At 50.1% G+C, this 21,933-nt stretch carries 15 protein-coding genes; 11 read left to right on the forward strand and 4 right to left on the reverse strand.

Translation table 11 applies throughout. The features are described 5' to 3' along the window. The first annotated feature begins 22 nt into the window (after nucleotides 1-22). Nucleotides 23-505 carry a hypothetical protein gene (locus HC229_RS02410; RefSeq protein ID WP_191018837.1) on the forward strand — a complete coding sequence of 161 codons (483 nt, stop codon included), beginning with the start codon at nucleotides 23-25 and terminating at the stop codon, nucleotides 503-505. Here the strand turns inward: HC229_RS02410 and HC229_RS02415 are convergent, their stop codons facing one another. From HC229_RS02415 to HC229_RS02430, 4 genes are all read right to left on the reverse strand, one after another. Next, a complete protein-coding gene (locus HC229_RS02415; RefSeq protein ID WP_191018838.1) occupies nucleotides 506-1,237 on the reverse strand; it encodes a DNA-formamidopyrimidine glycosylase family protein in 732 nt (243 codons plus the stop codon). Nucleotides 1,238-1,258: 21 nt separating this feature from the next. Beyond that, nucleotides 1,259-2,029, reverse strand: a complete 771-nt coding sequence (locus HC229_RS02420; protein WP_191018839.1) for an SDR family NAD(P)-dependent oxidoreductase — start codon at nucleotides 2,027-2,029, stop codon at nucleotides 1,259-1,261. A gap of 66 nt (nucleotides 2,030-2,095) precedes the next feature. After that, a complete protein-coding gene (locus HC229_RS02425) occupies nucleotides 2,096-2,578 on the reverse strand; it encodes a hypothetical protein (RefSeq protein WP_191018840.1) in 483 nt (160 codons plus the stop codon). 194 nt (nucleotides 2,579-2,772) lie between these two features. After that, nucleotides 2,773-4,305 carry a T9SS type A sorting domain-containing protein gene (locus tag HC229_RS02430; RefSeq protein ID WP_191018841.1) on the reverse strand — a complete coding sequence of 511 codons (1,533 nt, stop codon included), beginning with the start codon at nucleotides 4,303-4,305 and terminating at the stop codon, nucleotides 2,773-2,775. Nucleotides 4,306-4,551: 246 nt separating this feature from the next. On the opposite strand from HC229_RS02430, the gene HC229_RS02435 reads away from it, so the two are divergent. The 10 genes from HC229_RS02435 (at nucleotide 4,552) to tamL (ending at nucleotide 21,922) form a co-directional block, all read left to right on the forward strand. Beyond that, nucleotides 4,552-5,670: a ligase-associated DNA damage response exonuclease gene (locus HC229_RS02435; RefSeq protein WP_191018842.1), complete on the forward strand. Its 1,119-nt coding sequence runs from the start codon at nucleotides 4,552-4,554 to the stop codon at nucleotides 5,668-5,670. Between the two features lie 172 nt (nucleotides 5,671-5,842). Beyond that, nucleotides 5,843-7,444 (forward strand): ATP-dependent DNA ligase, encoded by a 1,602-nt coding sequence (locus tag HC229_RS02440; protein WP_191018843.1) that lies wholly within the window; start codon nucleotides 5,843-5,845, stop codon nucleotides 7,442-7,444. 110 nt (nucleotides 7,445-7,554) lie between these two features. Beyond that, a complete protein-coding gene (locus HC229_RS02445; protein ID WP_191018844.1) occupies nucleotides 7,555-10,041 on the forward strand; it encodes a ligase-associated DNA damage response DEXH box helicase in 2,487 nt (828 codons plus the stop codon). Next, on the forward strand, nucleotides 10,038-10,700 hold the full coding sequence (gene pdeM, locus HC229_RS02450) for a ligase-associated DNA damage response endonuclease PdeM (protein ID WP_191018845.1): 663 nt from the start codon (nucleotides 10,038-10,040) through the stop codon (nucleotides 10,698-10,700). The genes HC229_RS02445 and pdeM overlap by 4 nt, the downstream gene beginning before the upstream one ends. Before the next feature lie 197 nt (nucleotides 10,701-10,897). After that, nucleotides 10,898-11,677: a HipA family kinase gene (locus HC229_RS02455; protein ID WP_191018846.1), complete on the forward strand. Its 780-nt coding sequence runs from the start codon at nucleotides 10,898-10,900 to the stop codon at nucleotides 11,675-11,677. Next, the gene (locus HC229_RS02460) at nucleotides 11,658-12,038 is read left to right on the forward strand and encodes a DUF3037 domain-containing protein (protein ID WP_191018847.1); all 381 of its coding nucleotides are present in this window, start codon (nucleotides 11,658-11,660) and stop codon (nucleotides 12,036-12,038) included. Before HC229_RS02455 ends, HC229_RS02460 begins: the two co-directional genes overlap by 20 nt. A gap of 66 nt (nucleotides 12,039-12,104) precedes the next feature. After that, nucleotides 12,105-13,652, forward strand: coding sequence for a sensor histidine kinase (locus tag HC229_RS02465; RefSeq protein ID WP_191018848.1), 1,548 nt, complete (start codon nucleotides 12,105-12,107; stop codon nucleotides 13,650-13,652). Between the two features lie 59 nt (nucleotides 13,653-13,711). Continuing rightward, a complete protein-coding gene (locus HC229_RS02470; RefSeq protein ID WP_191018849.1) occupies nucleotides 13,712-14,164 on the forward strand; it encodes a response regulator in 453 nt (150 codons plus the stop codon). Nucleotides 14,165-14,398: 234 nt separating this feature from the next. Continuing rightward, the gene (locus HC229_RS02475) at nucleotides 14,399-19,513 is read left to right on the forward strand and encodes a translocation/assembly module TamB domain-containing protein (RefSeq protein WP_191018850.1); all 5,115 of its coding nucleotides are present in this window, start codon (nucleotides 14,399-14,401) and stop codon (nucleotides 19,511-19,513) included. A 33-nt stretch (nucleotides 19,514-19,546) separates the two neighbouring features. Next, complete coding sequence (gene tamL / locus HC229_RS02480; RefSeq protein WP_191018851.1) at nucleotides 19,547-21,922, forward strand: translocation and assembly module lipoprotein TamL; 2,376 nt, start codon at nucleotides 19,547-19,549, stop codon at nucleotides 21,920-21,922. The last annotated feature ends 11 nt before the right edge of the window (nucleotides 21,923-21,933 follow it).

Raw genomic sequence — 21,933 nt, forward strand, 5'->3', positions numbered from 1 at the left:
AACTTTAGTCAAAATCAGCATTATGAGAAGGTTTGTACTTCTTGTCGCTGCGGCGCTCGCGCAGACGGGATTCGCACAGGAAATCGAAACGGTTTTTCACACGGCTCCAAAAATCGAAACTCCCGACGAATTGGTAATAGTGCAACCCAATCTGATGCCGAACTTTACCAATCTTGCTCAGAAAGGCGACGCCTATGCCAATTTCAGGCTGCCGGAACAACAGTTCGGGCGTAGTGCGGATCTGTTGAAGAAAAACACACTTTATTTTGCAGATGGACTCGGTGGTTACCGCAGCTATGATATTTACGATTCGTGGATGAAGCCAGGCCGAAACTACCAGACGTTTTTCGATTTTTCCCAGCCCTGCCCTACCGGTTTATCGCCACAAGGGCCTTATGATGCGTTCGATGTCTCGAGTACCGTCGCGTTAGGCGTGCTTTTCGAGGCGCTCGATCTACCCCAGCAGGTGAAGATTGGCAAGCGCGTCAAGATTTGTCTTTGGTAATCAATACTTGATCTGGCAATTCGTACAGAAAAAGCTTCTCCGCTTTCCCTTGCCTGTTTCCTTTTTGACAATCGGCAAATCGCAACGTTCACACTTCTTCTTCGTGTAAACTTGCCAGTTGCGCTTGAGCTGGCCCTTCTTTTTAAGGCGGAGAAATTCCTGGGCATAAGCCACGACCTCCTCAAGTAATTTTTTCTTTTTGGCAGATGGAATCTTGCCAGTTTGCGATTCCGGATGGATGCGCGCGCGATACAACACTTCGCATTTGATGATATTTCCGATGCCTGCGAAGATTTCCTGGTCGAGCAGCGCATCGCAAATCATGTTTTCGGGAGCGACACGCAGCTTTTTTCGCGCTTTGTTCTCATCCCACTTTGCATTCATGACGTCGGCTGTGAAATCGTAATCTTCGGAAATCGTTCCTTCGACAAGCTTTACGTGCGATGCGTAAAAGTTGAGCTCCCCGTTTGAAAACCGGAGCCCGAGCCTGATCAGTCGTTTTTCTTTTCGATGGTCTACCGAATAGGATCCGAACATCAAAAAGTGGACACGCACATAAAATCCATCGAACGACATCAGGAAATGTTTTCCCCAGGTTTTGAGCGAAATTACTTTCTTGCCGTTAAGCCTGTCGATGTCGATTTTCGCATTTCCGATAGCTTCAAGCACCTTATGCCCTTCGAAATGGGCGGTTTCTTCGTGAAGTATTTTTAGCGTAGGACCTTCTGGCATTTTGTTTTTGGTTTACATAAGTTAGGCGCCGTGGCCGAGGCGAAGCGAAAGTCCGCCATCGATCGTATAGGTCGTTCCGGTAACATAGTCTGAGTCGGTTGACGCCAGAAACACTGCCAGCCTGGCAATTTCAATGGGTTCGCCCGGGCGATGCAGCGGAATGTTCCCGGACTTTTCTTCTCGAATCGATTTGCTATCCACTGCCAATTGGTTCATCGGTGTCAGGATCATGCCTGGCGCGATATTGTTGACCGTGATTCCGAATGGCGCCAACTCTAGTGCCATGGAACGCGTGAACATCCGCAAGGCGCCTTTGCTCGAGTTATAATCGGTATTGCCCGGTGTGGCAATGTCTTCGTGTATCGAAGAGATGTTGATTATTTTCGAACCGCGACTCGATCCGGCTCTGCGTGCGAGCCAGCGCGTAGCGAAAAACACGCTGTAAAGGTTGGTCTTCATCACTGTGTCGAATTGCTCCAATTTCATATCGGCCAATGCCACATTCGAGCCGTTCACGGCAGCATTATTGACGATGATGTCTACTTTTCCGAAGGTTGCAACAACTTTGTCTAAAGCGTTTTCGACCTGTTTTTCCTTGGACACGTCAATCTTTAGAACGAGTGCCCGACGACCAGTTTTTTTGACGATCGTTTCCGTTTCCAATATCCCTTTGCGATCGGTATGATAGCAAATCGCGACATCCGCCCCTTCCGAAGCGAACGCCAACGCTATTGCCTGCCCTATTCCGGAATCGGCACCGGTCACAAACGCAATCTTGCCTTCTAATTTCATGGTATACGATTAAAAAAGGGAGCAGGAACTTTCGCTCCTCTCCCATTGTTTACAGCATTGCGCTACTCATTTTTTTTGTGCCGATGCCTGCTTGAGCTGATTGTCCGCATTGGCGATCTGTGCGTCGTAGTTCGCACTGTTGCTCATACCCTTTGCACGGGTGTAGGCGTCTTTCGCTTTTTGATAGTGTTTCGAAGCTTCGCCAAAGTTCTTGTTGTCGAAGTGAAGTTTTGCCAGTCCGGCTTCTGCATCACCCATCATTTTGACGGTCGGTTCGGCATTGTCGCCCTTGCGCATGAGGTATTCCAAATCGGTAATCGCAGTGAGGTAGTGAGCCGACGACGGTTCCATCTGCATCGCAGCCTCGACGCGGGTACGACGGCATGGAGCATCCGGATTTTTGGCCAAAGCACGTCCGGCAGTTCTCATGGCGGTCGCGAAATCTCCAGTCTTTTGGGCCGATTGCGCCTGCTGGCAAAGGTCGGTATCCGTTTGGGAATATCCCGCTCCGGCAACGGTAAGCATGGCGAGAAGAAGTAATTTTTTCATGATTTGTGTTTTTGTTATTCACTTAAAGTTAGGTGTTTTAGGCGGCGACGTAGTGCAAAATGACAAATCCTTAACATTTTATTGCGATGAGACCACCTAACAGATATGTCCAATGCGGCAGCGCGTGACTTGCGAGAAAAAAAAACCGCCCCTCGGTAAAAGGGACGGTCTGGAAAAAAAACTAAAAGATAAATTTATTTCTTGACAAGGCGCTGGCTCGAAGTTCCTTGGTCAGTTGCCAATTTCACGATGTAAACTCCCGCCGCAAGGGTCTGGACGTTCATAGTGTTCTGAGCGTTTGCGACAAATGTCTGTTGCATTACTTTTTGTCCTGTAACATTGTAGATTTCTACTGTGTTCAGCGTCGCTCCGGAGGCTACTTCGATATTCAGGACGTCCTGGGCAGGGTTCGGGTAGATCCCAACGATTCCTTTATCGAATTCTCCTGTTGCAAGGTCGTTTGTGACATTGATGAGGTAATCTTCCATCTCTCCAAAAAAGGATTCAGGATCAAGCGGGCCGCAAGCGTATTCCCATGTAAAGTTCGCCGCTACTGCTGCCGCCACGACAACCCTCATTCTTGTAGGTCCGTCCAAGGCGGTTGTCGGGATGGCAATATTTCCCGTTACCACGTATCCGTCGGTAGCGTTTCCGGTCCCGATATAGGTAAACTCGTCTTCACTGAAGATATAATCTTGGTTGTAATCGATCCACACGCCTACCGATTCCGACGAAAAGCCGTTGCCTGTAGTGACGGAAATCGGATAAGACTCACCAGCTTCTGCTTCCAATGCGGCAATTGTTCCCGTGAAATCACTGTAGCCGTAATCAGTATCGCCACATTCCGAATCATTGTTGATTGAACCGATGGTCACATTCAAAATCAAGTCGCCATCATTACAGTCGAAAGGATTGCTTTCGTTTGAAGTACAAAGGCAGTCCGCGCCGTCATTTTGGGCGACACTGATTGGAGTGGACGAAGCACTGAGGCCACTGTCAGTACACGTTACCGTTACGCGATAGGAAGTCGCAGCTGCTTGACCGGTAACTTCGAAAACTCCGGTAGATTGGGCGTCCCCGACGTCATTCCAGGTCTCTCCTCCATCAGTAGAAGATTGCAATTGGTAAGAAAAACCGATCGACGTTCCGGACACACTGGCGCTTACAGTAAAGGTCGTCGAACCGCAAACCGAGGTTTCTGTAGCGGTTGCATCCGAGATCGTCGGAGTTCCGTCGCATGGCGTTCCAGCGGTTACATTGATAGTGTAATCTTCGGTTTCCGAATAGGACGGCTCGCCGAATTCGTCCAAGCCCGTGACGTCGACACAAGAGCCATCGCCGAAATCGAGGTAAAGCGTCTCGGGATCATCGCCCCAAATGTTGTAAAACGTCCTGATACGCATACGGGTGGAACCGGCAAGAGCAGACGCCGGTATCGCGATCGAAGTAGTCAACGTGCCGCTCGGAGTCGTGCCGACGTAAAAGAATTCGGTCTCTTCGAACAGCTGGTTTTGGTTGAAATCGATATACGCGCCTACCACTTCGTCACCGCCGTCTCCAACGGTTACCGAGAGCGTATAAGTAGATCCTGATACCACGCTTGCTGCGGTCCCGGCAGTGAAGTCCGAATAACCTTCTGCGCTATCGCAGCCGCTGTCGTTGTTGATTCCCGCGAATGAAACATTCTGGATTTGGTCCCCGTCCGAACAATCACTGACAGGTGGCATACAGTATTGGCTGTATCCCGCCGCCGACACGGTCAAAAAAAGTGCAAGAAAAGATTTCTTTACACCGCTAAGAGTAATTTTAATATCAAATTATTTAGAATTTTAGTTGAAAAACATCGTATATCTCAAAGTTATGGCTTTAGCCTAACGGACAGTGCTGGAATTCTCTTATAAAAAAGTTAAAGTTGAAATAACGTAACGAATGAAGCTGTGGCCAATGCGTAATTTTAAGAAAAACGGGAAGCCATGGCCGATAAGTCAAAACCGCTGCTTTGCTTTAACGATTACGGAATTTACTGCGAGGTGGCCAACGTCTATCTCGACCCTTGGCGTCCAGTTGAAAACGCCATCATTACCCACGGCCATTCCGACCATTCGCGTTGGGGACATAAAAATTATATCACACACCACCATAACGTTCCTATAATAAAGCACCGCCTTGGCAATATCAATGTGGCCGGTGTCGAATGGGGCGAAACCTTTAGCGTCAATGGCGTGACCTTTTCGCTTTTTCCGGCGGGACATATCGTGGGAAGCTCGCAGGTGAGAGTCGAATACAAAGGCGAAATCTGGGTGTTTACCGGAGACTATAAAACCCAGGACGACGGGCTTTCCCAACCCTATGAAGTCGTCAAATGCCACACGTTCATTACCGAATGCACGTTCGGGTTGCCGGCGTTCAACTGGCTGCCCCAAGACGAGGTTTTTGGCGAAGTCAACAACTGGTGGGCCGAGAACCAGGCGGAGAAAAAAACCTCGATCATTTTCGGATACACATTGGGAAAGGCACAGAACATCATCAAACACCTCGATACGTCAATCGGGAAAATTTACACCCACGGCGCTGTCGAGAACATGACACAGGTGGTTCGCCAGATCGTAGATTTGCCGCCTACCGAACTTATTACGCGCGACACCAAAAAAGAAGACCTTTTGGGGAACATCGTAGTGGCACCTCCAAGCGCCCACGGGTCGATATGGCTCAGGAAGATGTCGCCTTTCGTGACGGCCACGGCTTCCGGCTGGATGGCATTTCGCGGTGCGCGTGCAAGGCGAGCGATCGACAAAGGTTTCGTATTGTCAGATCATTGCGATTGGTATGGGCTGCTCGACTCGATAAAGGCAACGGGTTGCGAAAAGGTGATCGCCACCCATGGCTATTCCGATATTTTTTCGCGTTACCTGAGAGAAGAACTCGGATATGACGCGCGCACGGCCAAGACACAATACGAAGGTGAATCGGCGGAAATGGGCGCAAGCCACGAAGGTGACGAATCACTCGAAAAAGAAATGGAAAACGCCAGTGAGATAACGGTGGATAAAAACGTCAAACTCGAAAAAAGCATCAGGACGCTGCTCAAGTGATAAAGTAGTGTGTCCGACGCCCGCGTTAGGGATAGCAGCGGCATCCTTTTGGGCGGCGCCCCAGCAGCCGGACAAAAGATAAAGCGGATAGCCCGGCGCCGCCACAATGCCGGCCTGAAACCAAAAACCGTATCGGCGCAACGCCCAAAATCAAGGCTCCGCCACTTAAAAAATGAAAAACTTCGCCAATCTCATAAAAGCGCTCGATTCGTCAAACAAGACGTCTGTAAAGGTGGACGCGCTTGCGAATTATTTTGCCGATGCGTCGGATCAGGACAAGGTTTGGACGATCGCCATTTTATCGCACCGTCGCCCGCCCCGGCCCGTCAACACCACGTTGCTGCGGCTTTGGGCAAACGAGCTGGCCAATATCCCGATGTGGCTCTTCGAGGAAAGCTATCACATCGTGGGCGACCTTGCCGAAACGATAGCGCTCGTGATTCCGGTAACACGCGAACACTCGGACAAGTCGCTTACCGAATACATGAGGGAAATGATCGCGCTCAAAAAGAAATCGGACGAAGAAAAACGCGCCTATCTTCACGAAAACTGGCTCGCGCTCAACTTTTACGAACGCCTTGTCTTTACCAAACTCATCACGGGGAGCTTTCGCATAGGCGTCAGCCAAAAACTCATGACGCGGGCCCTATCCAAAGCCGTCTCGGTCGATGAGGACCTGATCGCGCACAAGCTCATGGGAGAATGGAATCCTGACGCGGTTTCGTTCCAGGAGCTGATCCTGGAGGAAAAGAGCTCGGATTTCCTTTCGAAACCGTACCCGTTCTACCTCGCCTATGCGATCGAAGCCAATGTTTCCGATCTCGGGAATGCGCGCGATTGGAGCATCGAACACAAGTGGGACGGCATCCGTTCCCAATCGATCGTACGCGAGGGCAACCTCTACATTTGGTCGCGGGGCGAGGAGCTGGTTACCGATAAATATCCGGAGTTCGGCGCTTTCGCGGATGCAATTCCCGATGGAACCGTTATCGACGGGGAAATTCTTCCGTATCCGGACGGACAGATCGGCACGTTCAACGATTTACAGACGAGGATCGGACGCAAAACGGTTTCGGCCGCGCTGCTCAAATCGACGCCCTGCATCATCAAAGCCTACGATTTGCTCGAATGGGATGGACAGGATATCCGACAAAAACCGTATGTCGAAAGGCGTAAATTGCTCGAAACCTTGCTTGCCGGAATTCCGCAAGGGACGATCCCGCTGCACCTGTCAGAGCGTATTTCGCTGGATTCGTGGGACGATGTCACCAGGGAACGGGAGCGCGCCAGGGAGCTGCATTCCGAAGGATTGATGATAAAAAAGAACGATTCTCCTTACCAGGTCGGGCGCAAAAAGGGCGACTGGTGGAAATGGAAAATCGAGCCGCTCGCGATCGATGCTGTATTGACCTATGCCATGCGCGGTCACGGCCGCCGCTCGAATCTCTTTACCGATTATACGTTTGCGCTTTGGCAGGACAAGGAAGATGGCGAACGCGAACTCGTAACATTCGCAAAAGCCTATTCCGGCTTGACCGATGCCGAATTCCGACAGGTCGACAATTGGATACAACGCAACACGATTGAACGGTTCGGGCCGGTGCGCAGCGTGACACCGGAGCTGGTTTTCGAGATCGGTTTCGAGGGAATCGCGCTGTCGAAACGGCATAAAAGTGGCGTGGCAACCCGGTTCCCAAGGATTTTAAGATGGAGGCACGACAAGAAAATCGACGACGCGAATTCCATTGAGGACCTGAAGGCTCTCATTTGTTGAATTCGTACGAGATGTGAAGTCTAACGTCGTACCGTCAACTTTAAACCTTAAACTTTAAACCTTAAACTTTAAACCTTAAACTTTAAACCTTAAACTTTAAACCTAAACCCTTGAACCGAACACAGCTTTTCCAAACCGCCGAATCCTGGTTCGAATCCCAGGGTTGGCAGCCATTCCCGTTTCAAAAAGAAACCTGGACAGCATTCCTGCAAGGCAAACACGGCTTGCTGAATGCGCCCACGGGAAGCGGAAAGACGTATGCGCTTTGGATGCCGATACTGCTCGACTACATCAAAAAGAACCCAGCGATATCGAAACAAAGCGGCGCCCAACGGAGTTTAATAAAACCGGGATTGAAAGCGGTTTGGATCACGCCGTTACGCGCGTTGTCGGTCGAGATCAAACAAGCCGCGGAACGACTCGTGGAAGGTTTGGGCATCCCGTTCGAGGTGGCGATCCGTTCGGGCGATACCTCGGCAGCCGAACGGGCAAAGCAAGCCAAAAAAATGCCGGATTTGCTCATCACGACGCCTGAAAGCCTGCAACTGCTGCTCGCTTCGAAAGACTATCCGAATACGTTCAAAAATTGTACGGCTATCGTCGTCGATGAATGGCACGAACTGCTTGGAACCAAACGAGGCGTCCAGATGGAATTGGGTTTGTCGCGCCTCAAGTCCGTCGCTCCGAACCTGCGCATTTGGGGCATTTCTGCTACAATCGGGAATCTTGAACAGGCGCGCCAGGTTTTGCTTGGGCCGGATTCGGAAGCTTACGAAAACTCCGTATTGGTAAAGGCGGTCCTGCACAAAAAAACCAAGGTGATTTCCATTATCCCGACCAAAATGGAGAGTTATCCGTGGCGGGGCCACATGGGCTTCCATCTCATAGACGACGTGGCGCGGATCGTAAAGGAGAGCCGCACTACACTCATCTTCACCAATGTAAGATCGGCCTGCGAACTTTGGTACCAGCGGCTTTTGGACAAATATCCGGAATTTGCCGGCGAAATCGCGATGCACCACGGCAGTATCGACCGCGACGTCCGCATTTGGGTAGAAAATGCCATACGCGATGAAAAGTTGAAAGCCGTCGTATGCACTTCCAGCCTCGATTTGGGTGTCGATTTTGCGCCCGTGGAAACCATCATCCAGATAGGCGGGCCGAAGGGTGTCGCCCGGTTCATGCAACGCGCGGGCCGCTCGAATCACAAGCCGGGTAAGGAATCGCTGATTTATTTCCTGGCGACGCACGCCATAGAACTCGTCGAGGCATCGGCACTAAAGAAAGCGGTCGAGAACAATGTCGTGGAAGACAGGATTCCCTACCTCAATTCCTGGGATGTGCTGATCCAATACCTGAATACGCTGGCGGTTTCCGACGGATTTCTCCCGGACGAAATCTTCAACGAGGTCAAATCGACTTTCTGCTACCAGGCCATGGAGCGCGAACAATTCCAGTGGTGCCTCAATTTCATCGTGCACGGCAGCCAGAGTTTGCAGGCCTACGACGAATACAAAAAGGTCGAGATCGAAGCCGACGGGCGCTATAAAATCAACAAGCGATCGACGGCGACACAACATCGAATGTCGATCGGGACGATCGTAAGCGATGCGGTCATGCAGGTAAAATTCTTTTCAGGCGGCTTTATCGGCTCGATAGAAGAATGGTTCGTTTCTAAATTAAAACCCGGTGATGTCTTTCAATTCGCGGGCCGTCAATTGGAATTGTACCGGATCAAGAACATGCAGGTTCTTGTAAAATCGGCAACGCGAAAGCCGACGCGATTTGCAAGTTGGATGGGCGGCCGGCTGGCACTATCGGCACAAATGTCCGAACTGTTGCGACAGGAACTCTATTCGGCCAACCACGGCAAGAAATCGCCTGAATTACAGGCAATGGAACCGGTCTTCAAACGACAGCGAAACGAATCGATCGTTCCTGAAGCCGACCAGTTCCTCATCGAAACCTTTAAAACGCGCGAAGGGTATCACGCCATTTTTTATCCGTTTGAAGGCAGGTTCGTCCATGAGGCCCTGGCGTCGCTGCTTGCCTATCGCATCTCGCTGCTGGAACCGATCACGTTTTCGCTTGCCTATAACGATTACGGGTTCGAATTGCTTTCCGATAAGGAAATCGACATGCAATCGGTTATCGACAACGACCTGTTTACCGCGCGTTTTGTGCACCAGGATTTGCAGACAAGCCTCAATGCCACCGAGATGGCGCGACGCAAATTCCGCGATATTTCGGTCATCGCCGGCATGGTGTTTTCAGGATATCCGGGCAAAATCGTCAAGGCCAAACACCTCCAAAGCTCAACGCAACTTTTGTTCGAAGTTTTTCGCGATTATGAGCCCGATAACTTACTTTTGCAGCAAGCTTACCGGGAAACGTTCGAACACCAATTGGAAGAGGGCCGACTGATCCAGTCTTTGGAGCGCATTGAGTCGCAAACCATCGTCTGGAAACAGTGCGAACGGCCGACGCCATTCAGTTTCCCGATCATTACCGACCGTTTGCGCGAACGCCTCTCAAGCGAGACATTGGCCGAGCGCATCGCCAAAATGACGGCTTCTTACATGAAAGGGATAGAATGATTCAGGAGATTACGATTCACGGGAACCACTTTGTTTTGCACGCTTCGGGCGCCGTGTTCTGGAAAGAAAGAAACATGCTTTTGATTTCGGATGTGCATTTGGGAAAGGTTTCCCATTTCCGGAAGCACGGCATTGCGTTGCCAAAAGCCGCATTTACGGGAAATTTCGAACGGTTGACGGCAGTGGCTGATTATTTCCAGGCGGAAATCGTTTGTTTTTTAGGCGATCTTTTTCACAGCAGCCTTAACAGCGAATGGGATGTTTTTTCCGATTGGGTGAATTCCCGTCCGGAAAATTTCCTGCTGATCATAGGCAACCACGACATTCTCCAACCTGAAAAATACGAATCGATCGGGATGGCGATCGCCTCCGAGTTGAAAGTTGGAAATTTCCTGTTCACGCACGAGCCTGAAGAACAGGATGGATATTTCACGTTTTGCGGACACATACATCCTGGCATCAACCTGCGTGGGGCAGGCAGGCAATCGATGGATCTGCCGTGTTTTTTCCAGTCGAAAAACCAGATGATACTGCCGGCATTTGGCGAATTTACCGGCAAATGGATCATGGAGCCGTGCCAGGGTGACCTGATTTACGGCATCGCGGGCAACGAGATATTTGCAGTTCCGGTCAGGGAAAGGAAAAGGCGTTTTTCGTAATTCAATTTCGCGCCGCGTCTCCAGATATAACAGATTTTTAAAAATCTGTTATATCTACCAAATTTAACCACTTCCACAACTCGGCAATTACAGTTTTTCTGTACTTTTTCCCAAACTTTCCAATTCCCCCAACTCTTCCCTGAAACCAATTACTTACCGTATTACCGATAAAACGATTCATTTTGTACTTTTAAGCCATGCAACTACGAACCATAAACGTTACCCGCTACATTCTTCCGTTAAGGGAAGGCGGCTCACTGCCGGCATTGGCGGAGGGAGACGACGATTTCAAATACGTACTCAAGTTCCGCGGGGCGGGACACGGCGTGAAAATGCTTATCGGCGAGCTCATCGGAGGTGAAATTGCGCGAGCCCTTGGCTTCAGGACGCCGGAGCTCGTTTTCGCCTTTCTCGACGAGGCTTTCGGACAGTCCGAAGCGGATGAAGAAATCCAGGACTTGCTCAAGTTTTCTCAGGGCCTGAACCTGGCCATGCACTATCTTTCGGGCTCGATTACATTCGATCCGGTGGTGACAGACGTAGATGCCCGGCTCGCTTCCCAAATCGTTTGGCTCGACGCTTTTCTGACAAATGTCGACCGCACGTTCCGCAACACCAATATGCTGATGTGGCACCAGGAATTGTGGCTTATCGACCACGGCGCCTCATTGTATTTCCATCACGCGTTCACCGATCCCGAGAGCCATGCCAAAAGCCCTTTTGCCATGATCAAAGACCATGTTTTGCTGAGGCAGGCGAGTGAACTCGAGTCGGTAGATGCGCAATTCAAGGCAATGCTTTCGGATGAGACGCTGTCAAAAATCGTCAATCTCATTCCCGACGATTGGTTGCATTGGGAAGAATCGGACTTATTGCCGGACGAGATCCGGAAGGTTTATGTCGACTTCCTGAAAGTAAGGCGCGACAATTCCCAACTATTCATCAAACAGGCCAACGATGCAAGAGCAGCTCTATGAATTTGCCGTGATTCGCGTCGTGCCGAAGGTCGAACGAGAAGAATTCATCAACGCAGGCATTATTTTGTTCTGCAAGCGCAAAAAGTTCCTTAAAGCGGTTTGCCTGTTGAGCGAATCGAAATTGCGGGCGTTTTGCCACGAGACCGATTCCGCACAGGTGATTGCCAATCTTTCATCACTGGAGCGCATCGCCTCGGGCAGCAAAGATTCCGGCCAGATCGGGCAAATGGAGACGGCGGAACGTTTTCGCTGGCTGACGGCCATCCGCAGTACGGTCATCCAAACTTCGCGACCGCATCCTGGATTTACTTCAGACCCTGAGGCGACGCTGCAACGGCTTCTTTCCGAACTTGTTTTATAAATTCTTTAAGAGTGACGGATTTCCAAAAGAGTATATTTGTTACGAATACCGCTCACTCAATTGCGAATGTCCAATCCCGAATACCCGAAAAATGTGCTCTTAGACGACCGTTTCCGCACCATTGCGGACGCGGCTCCCGTAATGATTTGGATGTCAGGCGCCGATAAAAACCTGCATTTTTTCAATAAAGGCTGGCTCGACTTTACCGGCCGCACTCTCGAACAGGAATCGGGACAAGGATGGACACAAGGCGTTCATCCCGAAGATTACGAGCGCTGTGTTGGAAGTTACGTTGCCCGATTTGACGCACATGAGCCTTTCGAGATCGAATATCGCCTGAGGCGGCACGACGGTAATTACCGATGGATTCGCGACAAAGGCGTCCCGAGATACGAAACCGACGGAAGTTTTGCAGGCTATATCGGGAGTTGCATGGACGTGCACGATTCGCGGACGCTGAACGAGCTTCTCGAGGAAAAAGTCGCGTTCCGCACCGAAAAACTGCGGGAACAAAAAGAATTTTCAGACACGGTTTTCAACGCTTCGATCGACGTCATGATCGTCTACGGAAAACATCTGGAGTTTTTGGCCCTCAACGACGCCGCCAAGAAGATGTACCGCATTACCGATGATGTGATCGGCAAAAAGGTCGTCGATGTGTTTCCGAAAGCAAAAGATTCCCAAGGCATTGCCGAAGTGGCGCGCGCGCTCAAAGGCGAGACGATCCACAATGAGATGTACTTTTCCGAAATTGCCAGCGTCTATTATGAAAATTTCATGATCCCACTTAAAAAAGCGGGTGAGGTTTACGCGGTTCTCGTGATCGCGCGTGACATTTCCAACCGCATCAAATCGGAAAACAAATTAAAACAGCTCAACGAGAAACTGACGTCCCAAAACAGCGATTTGCAATCGAGCAATGAAGATTTGGAGTCGTTCAACTACATTGCGTCCCACGACTTGCAGGAACCGTTGCGCAAAGTCAACATGTTCGCGGGCAGAATCCTCGACAAAGACGGGAATAACCTGTCGGATCAGTCAAAAGATTACTTTGACAGACTGACATCGGCCACCACACGCATGCAAGCCTTGATCCAGTCGCTTCTCGAGTATTCGCGCATGAATTCGGACGATATAAAGTTCGTCAAAACCAACCTTAACAAGACGCTTAAAGAAGTCAGGTCAGGGCTCGACGAAGTCATCAAAGAAAAAAACGCGACGATCGAATCGGGCGATTTGCCTTCGATCTCGGTAGTGCCGTTGCAGTTCCAGCAATTGCTGCACAACCTGGTTTCCAACGCATTGAAATACTCAAAGCAGGACCTTGCGCCCGTCATCAGGATTTCGGCAGAAAAAGTCACGCTCCCGGAGAAAGGGTCTCGTGAGTTTTGGAAGATTTCGGTATCCGATAATGGCATCGGCTTCGACCCGGAATACAAACACAAGATTTTCGAGCTTTTCCAGCGGCTTCACGGCAAGATGGAATACGAGGGAACGGGCATCGGACTGGCCATTTGCCGCAAGATCGCCAATATTCATCACGGCTTTATCACCGCCGATGGCAAGCCAGGAGAAGGTTCTGTTTTCAATGTTCATATCCCTGTTAAAATTTAAGCTGCATTTAAGATTAGCCAACCTATAAATCATTACTTTTACACCTTATAACCCACTCTATGATCCACGACAAAAATATCGTTGAAATCCTATTGGTCGACGATGACCAAGATGACAGAAGCATTTTCAGCGACGCTTTGAGCGAACTCAAGATCGAATCGAACCTGAATATGCTCGAAGACGGTCGTGAACTTGTGAATTATCTTGAAAACACGAAAAACAAACGTCCGGACATTATTTTCCTCGATTTGAACATGCCGTACAAGTCCGGTGTGGAATGTTTGAAGGAAATTCGGTTGATCGAGAAGTTCCGCGATCTTTCGGTGGCGATTTATTCGACTTCGAATTCCGAAAAAGACATGGAAGATACGTTCATCAACGGGGCCAATATCTACATCCGCAAGCCAAACGATTTTACACAGCTCAAAAAAGTGCTTACGGAAGTCTTAAGCATCAATTGGCAGTTTCATACTTCGGCATTGAACAAAGAAACGTTTTTGCTCAATATTTGAGTTCCCCTTTAAAGTATCGCGCCTCCCAATCGGGAGGTTTTTTTTTGGAAGAAATCCGCCACGTCAATGAGGATTTTGAAAGGACATCTGTAAATAATATAATATCCCAACCTTTCCTTATAAACGAAAAAGCGCGATTGTTCCGCATTTTTGTAAGTGATTTCATTGTATTATTTTCCAGGCAAACATTGATTTCCCGGCGGCTTGCCTTACCTTTAAAGAAAGCATCTCGAATTGAATAAATATGTACGCAAAAGTCTGAAAATTACAGCCTGGACGGTTGGTTCCGTCATTGGCCTGTTCCTGCTTTTGGTGTTGCTGATCCAGGTGCCCGCCGTACAGAATTACCTGCGCGGGAAAGCCGTGACCTATCTCGAGAAAAAAATCGGGACGCCGGTGCGCATCGACCGCATTGAGATCGGGCTTCCGAAAAAAGTCATCATCGAAGGGATTTTCCTCAGGGACCAAAAAGGCGACACCTTGATATTGGGCGAAAAGATCGCCGTGGACATCAGCCTTTTCAAGCTTATGTCGAATGAGGTCGAGATCAATTCGGTAGACCTGAAAGGCATCAATGCCAACGTGATCCGAAACAAGGATTCCGTATTCAACTTCGATTACATCATCAAGGCTTTCGACTCTGGCCAACCGTCGGACCCGAACGCCAAGCCAATGAAAATTTCGGTTAAAAACGTAAATCTCGACCGTATCAAAGTTCGGTTCGACGACGCGATTTCAAAGAATGACCTCGAAGTTTCCCTTCATCATTTCGACACCAAAATCAAGAAATTCGATATTGACAAATCTGATTTTGAAGTGCCCAAGATCACAATGGACGGCCTCAGACTCAAATTGGCCCAAGGTGAACTGGTACGCGAAATCGGCGAAAAGACAGCCGAAGTCGCCGATTCGCTTGCCCAAAACCCGAGTTTTACCTTAAAGTTAGGCGAGATCGATTTTACGCGCATCGCCATTGGTTACGACAATGCAGGGACGAACCTCAATTCTGGCCTCACGCTCAAAAAACTAAGGATGAAGTTCGACAAGACCGACATCCAAGGCCAGACATTGGCTGTTTCGTCTATGGAAATGAACGGCCTCAAAGGCGGGTTTACGTTAGGAAAGGCCAAGCAGCAAAAAATCAAACGCGAGATAGCACTCGAATCAAAAGCTGCCACGACGGGCTGGAACGTCACGCTCGGCCAGGCAGCGCTTACCGATATCGACTTTCGCTTTGACGACGAGAACGCCCAGCGCGTCAAAAAGGGAATCGATTACAAACACCTCGCCCTTTCCGGATTTGAGCTTAAGGCAACCAATGTGAGCTATAGTCCCGACGTAATTTCAGGGAACGTAAAATCGTTGAAGATGCGCGACAAGAGCGGCGTGGTGATCGAAAAACTGCAAGCGGAATTTTATTACGGGCCCAAACAAGCCTATGCGAAAAACCTGTATCTCAAAACGCCCAAAACCGAAATCAGGGACAGGCTTGTGGCGGGTTATCCGTCTCTGGAGTCACTGTCGGATGCGCCGGGCGAACTTTTGCTCGACGCCGACCTCAAAAACAGCAGGATCGCGTTTGAGGATATTTTACTCTTCGTCCCGACGCTCGAAGACACCAATCCGTTCAAGGACAACCCAAAAGCGGTCGTGTTCATAAACGGCCAGTTGAAAGGCAAGCTCAAAGACCTGTCGATCCCGAATCTTGAAGTGAGCGGCATCGGCAACACGCGCATAGCGGCAAGCGGGCGGATTACGGGTCTACCCGATGCCAAAACCGCTCGCTTCGATCTCAATATCAGGCAAGTCCAAACGACGGCAAAAGACATTTACGGCTTTGTTCCCAAAGGCACGATCCCCGACAACATCCAACTTCCGGCGAAGATAAACCTGGCGGGAACTTTCAAAGGCTCGGCCGATAACCTCGTCGCGAATCTCGATGCGAAGACGAGTTTCGGAAATGCCAAAGTCAAGGGCTTTTTCGACGGTCGCGCCAAAAACCGGGAGAAATATGATGCCGATGTGGTTCTCGACAATTTCGACCTCGGAAAACTCATCAAAAACGATTCTATCGGAACCATCAGCCTCAAAACGAAAGTCGTCGGCACGGGACTCGATCCCAAAACCGCCGTGGCCCAACTCAACGGACGACTCCAAAAAGCGGAATTCAACGGTTATACGTACCGCAACCTGAACCTCAAAGGCGATATCAAAAACGGTCAATTCAACGCCGTCGCGGATATGAGCGACCCGAACCTGACCTTCGACTTGGTAACGAGCGGCAATTTCAGGGACAAGTATCCGTCGGTAAAACTATTGCTCAACGTCGATATCGCCGATCTTGAAAAACTCAACCTGCACGCTGGCCCGATGAAACTCAAAGGAAAGGTAGATGCCGATATGGCCTCCACGAATCCCGACATGCTCAACGGGAAAGTGAGCGCGTATCATTTGGTGATCGCCAATGCCGAAGAACAATTCCAGCTCGATTCGATTACCGCGACGGCAGCATCTACCGCAGATTCCACCAAACTCAACGTAAAGTCCCAATTCCTCAAAGCCGATATGCAAGGCCGGTTCAAGCTGACCAAAGTCGGGGCCGCCATTACCCAGACGGTTTCCAAATTCTACAATCTCAGACCGAATGCGGAAGCGCGGAAGGAAGACCTCGGAGAGCAATCGTTCGAACTCAGGGCCGACGTCCACAACGATCCCGTGCTGCAAAAACTGGTTCCGAAACTGACGCGCCTGGAACCCGTGCATCTCGAGGCGAAATACAATTCGGCAGGTGACAGCCTTTCGGTTTTAGGGACGATCCCGAGATTGGTTTACGCCGAGAATACCATCAGCGGCGGCGCGATAAACATTCGCACCGAAGGCGATTCGCTCGTGTACAACATCAACATCGACAACATCGAAAACAAAAGTTTCCAAATTCCCGATACCAACCTCGGCGGAAGCGTCAAGGACAACACGATCGCCTATAACCTCGTGGTGCGCGACCTCGAAGGCAAGGAACATTACACGATTGCTGGGGATTTGAAAGCGATCGAACAACTCAACGAAATCCATTTGGATCCGAACGGACTCACACTCAATTACGATCCGTGGAACATCGATCCGGCGAACAGGATCCGATTGGGAAATGGAGGCGTGAACGCCCAAAATTTCAAGCTCGAGCGCGAGGGAAGCAGCATCGCATTGCAATCTGCCGGGGACGATATGAACGCTCCTATCGACGTAACTTTTACCGATTTCAAGATCGAGACCATTACCAAGATAATCGCCAAGGAAACCAAGGACGGCTTCTCGGTCGCCGGCAACCTCAACGGAACGGCCAACCTTAAAGACTTGCAGACGAATCCTGTCTTTACTTCCGATCTGACCATAGAAAACCTGATGGTAAGCAAGGACACCGTCGGAAACGTCAATATCAAGGTAGACAATGCCGTTGCCAACACGTATCGCGCCGACGTCGAAATTTCCGGCAACGACAACCAGGTCAACCTAAACGGAAACTATCGCAGCGACTCCAAGACGTTCGATCTCGACCTTGACATGCAACGTCTGCAAATGACGAGCGTCCAAGCTTTTACCCAAGGCCAGATCAGGAAAAGCAGCGGATTTTTGTCGGGGAAACTCAAGATTACAGGCAATGCGGACGATCCCAACATCAACGGGGAAGTAGTTTTCAACGACGCCAGATTCACCGTTACCGAACTCAATTCCGCCCTGAGCGTCCAAAAAGAGCGCATTTTGTTTACCGACGAAGGCATCATTTTCAACTCGTTTTCATTCGAGGATGAAGAAAAAAACCGACTCAACCTCAACGGGAAGATCCTGACGTCGAATTATCGGGATTTCGCCTTCGACATGAAGATTCGCGCCAACGATTTCCGCGCCGTGAATTCTACCGAAAAAGACAACGACCTGTTTTACGGAAAACTGTATTTCGATACCAATCTCGACATCAGCGGCAACCTCAACCAACCCGTAGTGACGGGCTCGCTCAAAATCAACGACAATACGGATTTTACGGTCGTTTTACCTCAATCCGATCCCGGAATCGCCGACCGCGAAGGCATTATTGAATTCATAGACGTCGACAATCCGCAACTTACCGAGAAACTCATGACAGAGGCCGATTCGCTCAAAACATCGGTATTCAAAGGAATGGATGTTGACGTCAACATCGAGATCAACAAAGAGGCGAAGCTTTCGCTGGTGATCGACAAAGGGAACGGCGATTACCTCGAGCTTAAAGGAGAAGCCAGGCTCAACGGCGGCATCGATCCGTCGGGCAAAACCAATTTGACCGGTCGTTACGAGTTATCGGAAGGGTTCTACCAGATGTCGTTCAACCTCATCAAGCGAAAATTCGAGATCGCGGACGGCAGCTACCTCCTGTGGACGGGCGATCCCACGACGGCCGACATCAACATCACAGCCGTTTATACCGCCAACACCGCTCCTATCGATCTTGTCGGAAACCAATTGGGCGCCGTCTCGAATTCGATACGGAACACTTACAAGCAACGTCTCCCGTTCCAGGCCAAGCTCATGATGAAAGGCCAATTGCTCAAGCCCGAAATTTCGTTCGACATTGACCTTCCGGACAAAAATTACGGTGTTTCGTCCGATATCGTCGATGCGGCCCGCACCAAACTGGCGGAATTGCGACAGGACCCGGCAGAGCTCAACAAACAGGTTTTTGCGCTGTTGCTCCTGAACCGGTTCATAGGAGAAAACCCGTTTGCGAGCCAGGCTGGCGGCATGTCGGGAGAAACTTTTGCTAGACAGTCCGTAAGCAAAATATTGTCGCAGCAGTTGAACAACCTCGCTGCCGAACTCGTGAGCGGCTTTGAAGTCAATTTCGACCTGGAATCATCGGAAGATTACACCACCGGGGCACGCGAAAACCGCACGGACCTGAATGTCGCCGTTTCCAAAACGTTGCTAAACGATAGGCTCAAAGTTACGGTCGGCAGCAATTTCGGACTGGAAGGCCCGCAGCAGGCAAACGAGCAGACGAATAATATAGCGGGTGACCTTTCAGCGGAATACCAGCTGACGCGCGATGGCCGTTACGCCGTGCGCGCCTACCGCAAGAACGAATACCAAATGGCTTTGCAGGGACAAGTGATAGAAACCGGCGTGGCCTTCATCATCACCATGGATTACAACCAATTCCGGGAATTGTTTCACCGAAGTGACGAGGAAAAGAAAATGATACGGGACGAAAAGCGTGCGAAACGCGACAAAAAAGAAGCCGAAGCACGCAAAAAAGCCGCCAACGACGCCAAACTACAAGAGATTCAGGAAACCGAACCGGAAACCGACGAAGACTGATTCGCGTCGAAGTAATATGAAATAACGACTTGAATGAAGATCGAGAACAGACATCGCGACAATATAAAAACGATCCCAGAAAAAAATCGCATCCCATCCGCATTGAGGAAAATTGCGCTAAGCTTTGCGTTGCTTTTCGTCATTTCGTGCTCCAACACCAAATACCTCAAGGAGGGCGAATTGCTGTATTTGGGTGCGGAAGTGGACATCAAGGAAGATTCCATGCCGAAAAAGAACAAAAAGGCGCTCAAAAAAGAACTCGAGGGATTGACGCGTCCGCGACCGAACAAAGCCATTTTGGGATTGCGCCCCAAGCTCTACATCTGGAACCTCGCCGGCGAACCTAAAAAAGAGAAAGGCTTTCGCAACTGGCTTCGGACCAAAGTAGGAGAAGAACCCGTGCTGTTTCACCAGGTCGACCTTGACTACAATGCGGAAGTACTCCAAAGCTACGCTCAGAACAAAGGCTATTTCAAGGCGATAGTCTCCGCCGATTCTACGCGCCGCGGCAAAAAAGCCAAAGCGAAATACACCATAACGCCGGGCCCGAGATACACAATCAAAAGCGTTACGTTTCCTGAGGATTCCGTAGACTCCGACCTCGATTCCACCATCGCCCGCACCAAAAGGAGATCGTTGCTCAAAGTAGGCGAAGGTTTTGACCTCGATATCGTAAAGGATGAACGCGATCGCATTGACGGAAGACTGAAACAAAAAGGCTATTTCTTTTTCAGCCCCGATTACCTGAAGGTCCAGGTCGACAGCACCATAGGCGAGCACAAAGTCGATCTGTTCCTGCGCGTCAAAGACGAGACGCCGGCCGAGGCCAAAAAAATTTATAAGATCAACGACGTTTTTATCTATCCGAATTTCAACGTTCGCAAAGACACCATCGGGATCGATTCCACGGATGTCACGTATTACAACGACTTTGTCATCATCGACAAGCAAAACCTGTTCAAGCCGCGCATTTTCGACCGCACGATGTATTTCAAAAAAGGAGACGTCTACAGCCGCACCGCCCATAACCTCACCTTAAGCCGATTGACCAACCTGGGTGTCTTCAAATTCGTCAAGAACGACTTCAAGGTCGTCGACGATGAAGAAGGCAACAAACTTGACGCATTTTATTACCTGACGCCACTTCCCAAAAAATCGATCCGCATCGAAGTGCTCGGGAAAACCAATTCCGCTAATTACACCGGTAGCGAACTCAACGTGAACTGGAGCAACCGCAACACGTTCAAAGGTGCCGAATTGCTCCAGATCACCGCATTCGGCGGGCTTGAAGTACAGGTTTCGGGCCAAAACAAAGGGTTCAACGTCTACCGCGTCGGAGGAGAAGCCAACCTTGTCTGGCCGCGTTTCATCAGTCCGTTCAAGCTCGAATCCCCAAGCGGCTTCATGCCAAGGACACGCGCTTCCCTCGGGTATGAATACCAGATGCGGCAGCAATTGTACTCACTGAATTCGTTCAAAGGCTCTTTCGGCTATTTGTGGAAGGAAAACGCCAGGCGGGAACACGAGCTGAAAGTCTCGGAAGTCACCTACGTCAATCCCGGCAACGTCACCGACCTCTACCGGGAGCGCATCCGCCAGGACAGCACCGGAACGCTCGAGAAAGTCATTCGCAAACAATTGATCTTCGGGCCGGTTTATACTTATACTTACACGAACACGATGCGGCAGCGCCTCAAGCACACGATTTACTTCAAAGGCATGCTTGACGTGGCCGGGACCATTGCGGGATTAGCCACCGGAGCCAACGTCCGCAAAGGCGATACTACGAATGTTTTTGGCGTTCCGTTCAGCCAATACGTAAAAATGGAAGCGGATTTCAGGCACTATTGGAAATTCGGCGAAAATACCCAACTCGCCAGCCGCATCATCGCCGGTTACGGACACGCTTACGGAAATTCATACGACTTGCCGTTCATCAAACAATTTTTCATCGGAGGAACCAACAGCATAAGGGCATTTCGGGCCAGGTCGCTCGGGCCGGGAACCTACCGACCGGACGTGAACCGGGACGAATTCCTGCCTGACCAATCCGGCGACATTAAGCTTGAGCTCAATACGGAAGTCCGCCAAAAATTGTTCAGTATCGTCCATGGAGCGGTGTTCGTCGATGCGGGTAACATCTGGCTGCGCAACAACGGAACCGAAGAAAATCCGTTGCCCGGAGCAAAATTCACGAGCAAATTCCTAAGTGAACTCGCTGTGGGAACAGGTTTGGGTTTGCGGTTCGACCTGTCGTTCCTCGTGCTTCGAACCGACCTCGCCTTCCCGTTGCGCAAGCCGTGGCTACCAGAAAACGACCGTTGGGTGCTCGACAGCATCAACTTTTCAAGCAGCACCTGGCGCAAGGAAAACCTCGTGTTCAACCTCGCGATCGGTTATCCGTTTTGATTTTTTCGAAG

The organism is Flavobacterium selenitireducens, from assembly GCF_014748335.1.
GTDB lineage: Bacteria > Bacteroidota > Bacteroidia > Flavobacteriales > Flavobacteriaceae > Flavobacterium > Flavobacterium selenitireducens.

Coding starts and splice junctions, on each gene's coding strand:
- HC229_RS02415 (WP_191018838.1), bottom strand. CDS start 1,237: ATGCCAGAAGGTCCTACGCTAAAAATACTTCACGAAGAAACCGCCCAT.
- HC229_RS02410 (WP_191018837.1), top strand. CDS start 23: ATGAGAAGGTTTGTACTTCTTGTCGCTGCGGCGCTCGCGCAGACGGGA.
- pdeM (WP_191018845.1), top strand. CDS start 10,038: ATGATTCAGGAGATTACGATTCACGGGAACCACTTTGTTTTGCACGCT.
- HC229_RS02465 (WP_191018848.1), top strand. CDS start 12,105: ATGTCCAATCCCGAATACCCGAAAAATGTGCTCTTAGACGACCGTTTC.
- HC229_RS02470 (WP_191018849.1), top strand. CDS start 13,712: ATGATCCACGACAAAAATATCGTTGAAATCCTATTGGTCGACGATGAC.
- HC229_RS02460 (WP_191018847.1), top strand. CDS start 11,658: ATGCAAGAGCAGCTCTATGAATTTGCCGTGATTCGCGTCGTGCCGAAG.
- HC229_RS02440 (WP_191018843.1), top strand. CDS start 5,843: ATGAAAAACTTCGCCAATCTCATAAAAGCGCTCGATTCGTCAAACAAG.
- tamL (WP_191018851.1), top strand. CDS start 19,547: ATGAAGATCGAGAACAGACATCGCGACAATATAAAAACGATCCCAGAA.
- HC229_RS02435 (WP_191018842.1), top strand. CDS start 4,552: ATGGCCGATAAGTCAAAACCGCTGCTTTGCTTTAACGATTACGGAATT.
- HC229_RS02425 (WP_191018840.1), bottom strand. CDS start 2,578: ATGAAAAAATTACTTCTTCTCGCCATGCTTACCGTTGCCGGAGCGGGA.
- HC229_RS02455 (WP_191018846.1), top strand. CDS start 10,898: ATGCAACTACGAACCATAAACGTTACCCGCTACATTCTTCCGTTAAGG.
- HC229_RS02430 (WP_191018841.1), bottom strand. CDS start 4,305: ATGCCACCTGTCAGTGATTGTTCGGACGGGGACCAAATCCAGAATGTT.
- HC229_RS02420 (WP_191018839.1), bottom strand. CDS start 2,029: ATGAAATTAGAAGGCAAGATTGCGTTTGTGACCGGTGCCGATTCCGGA.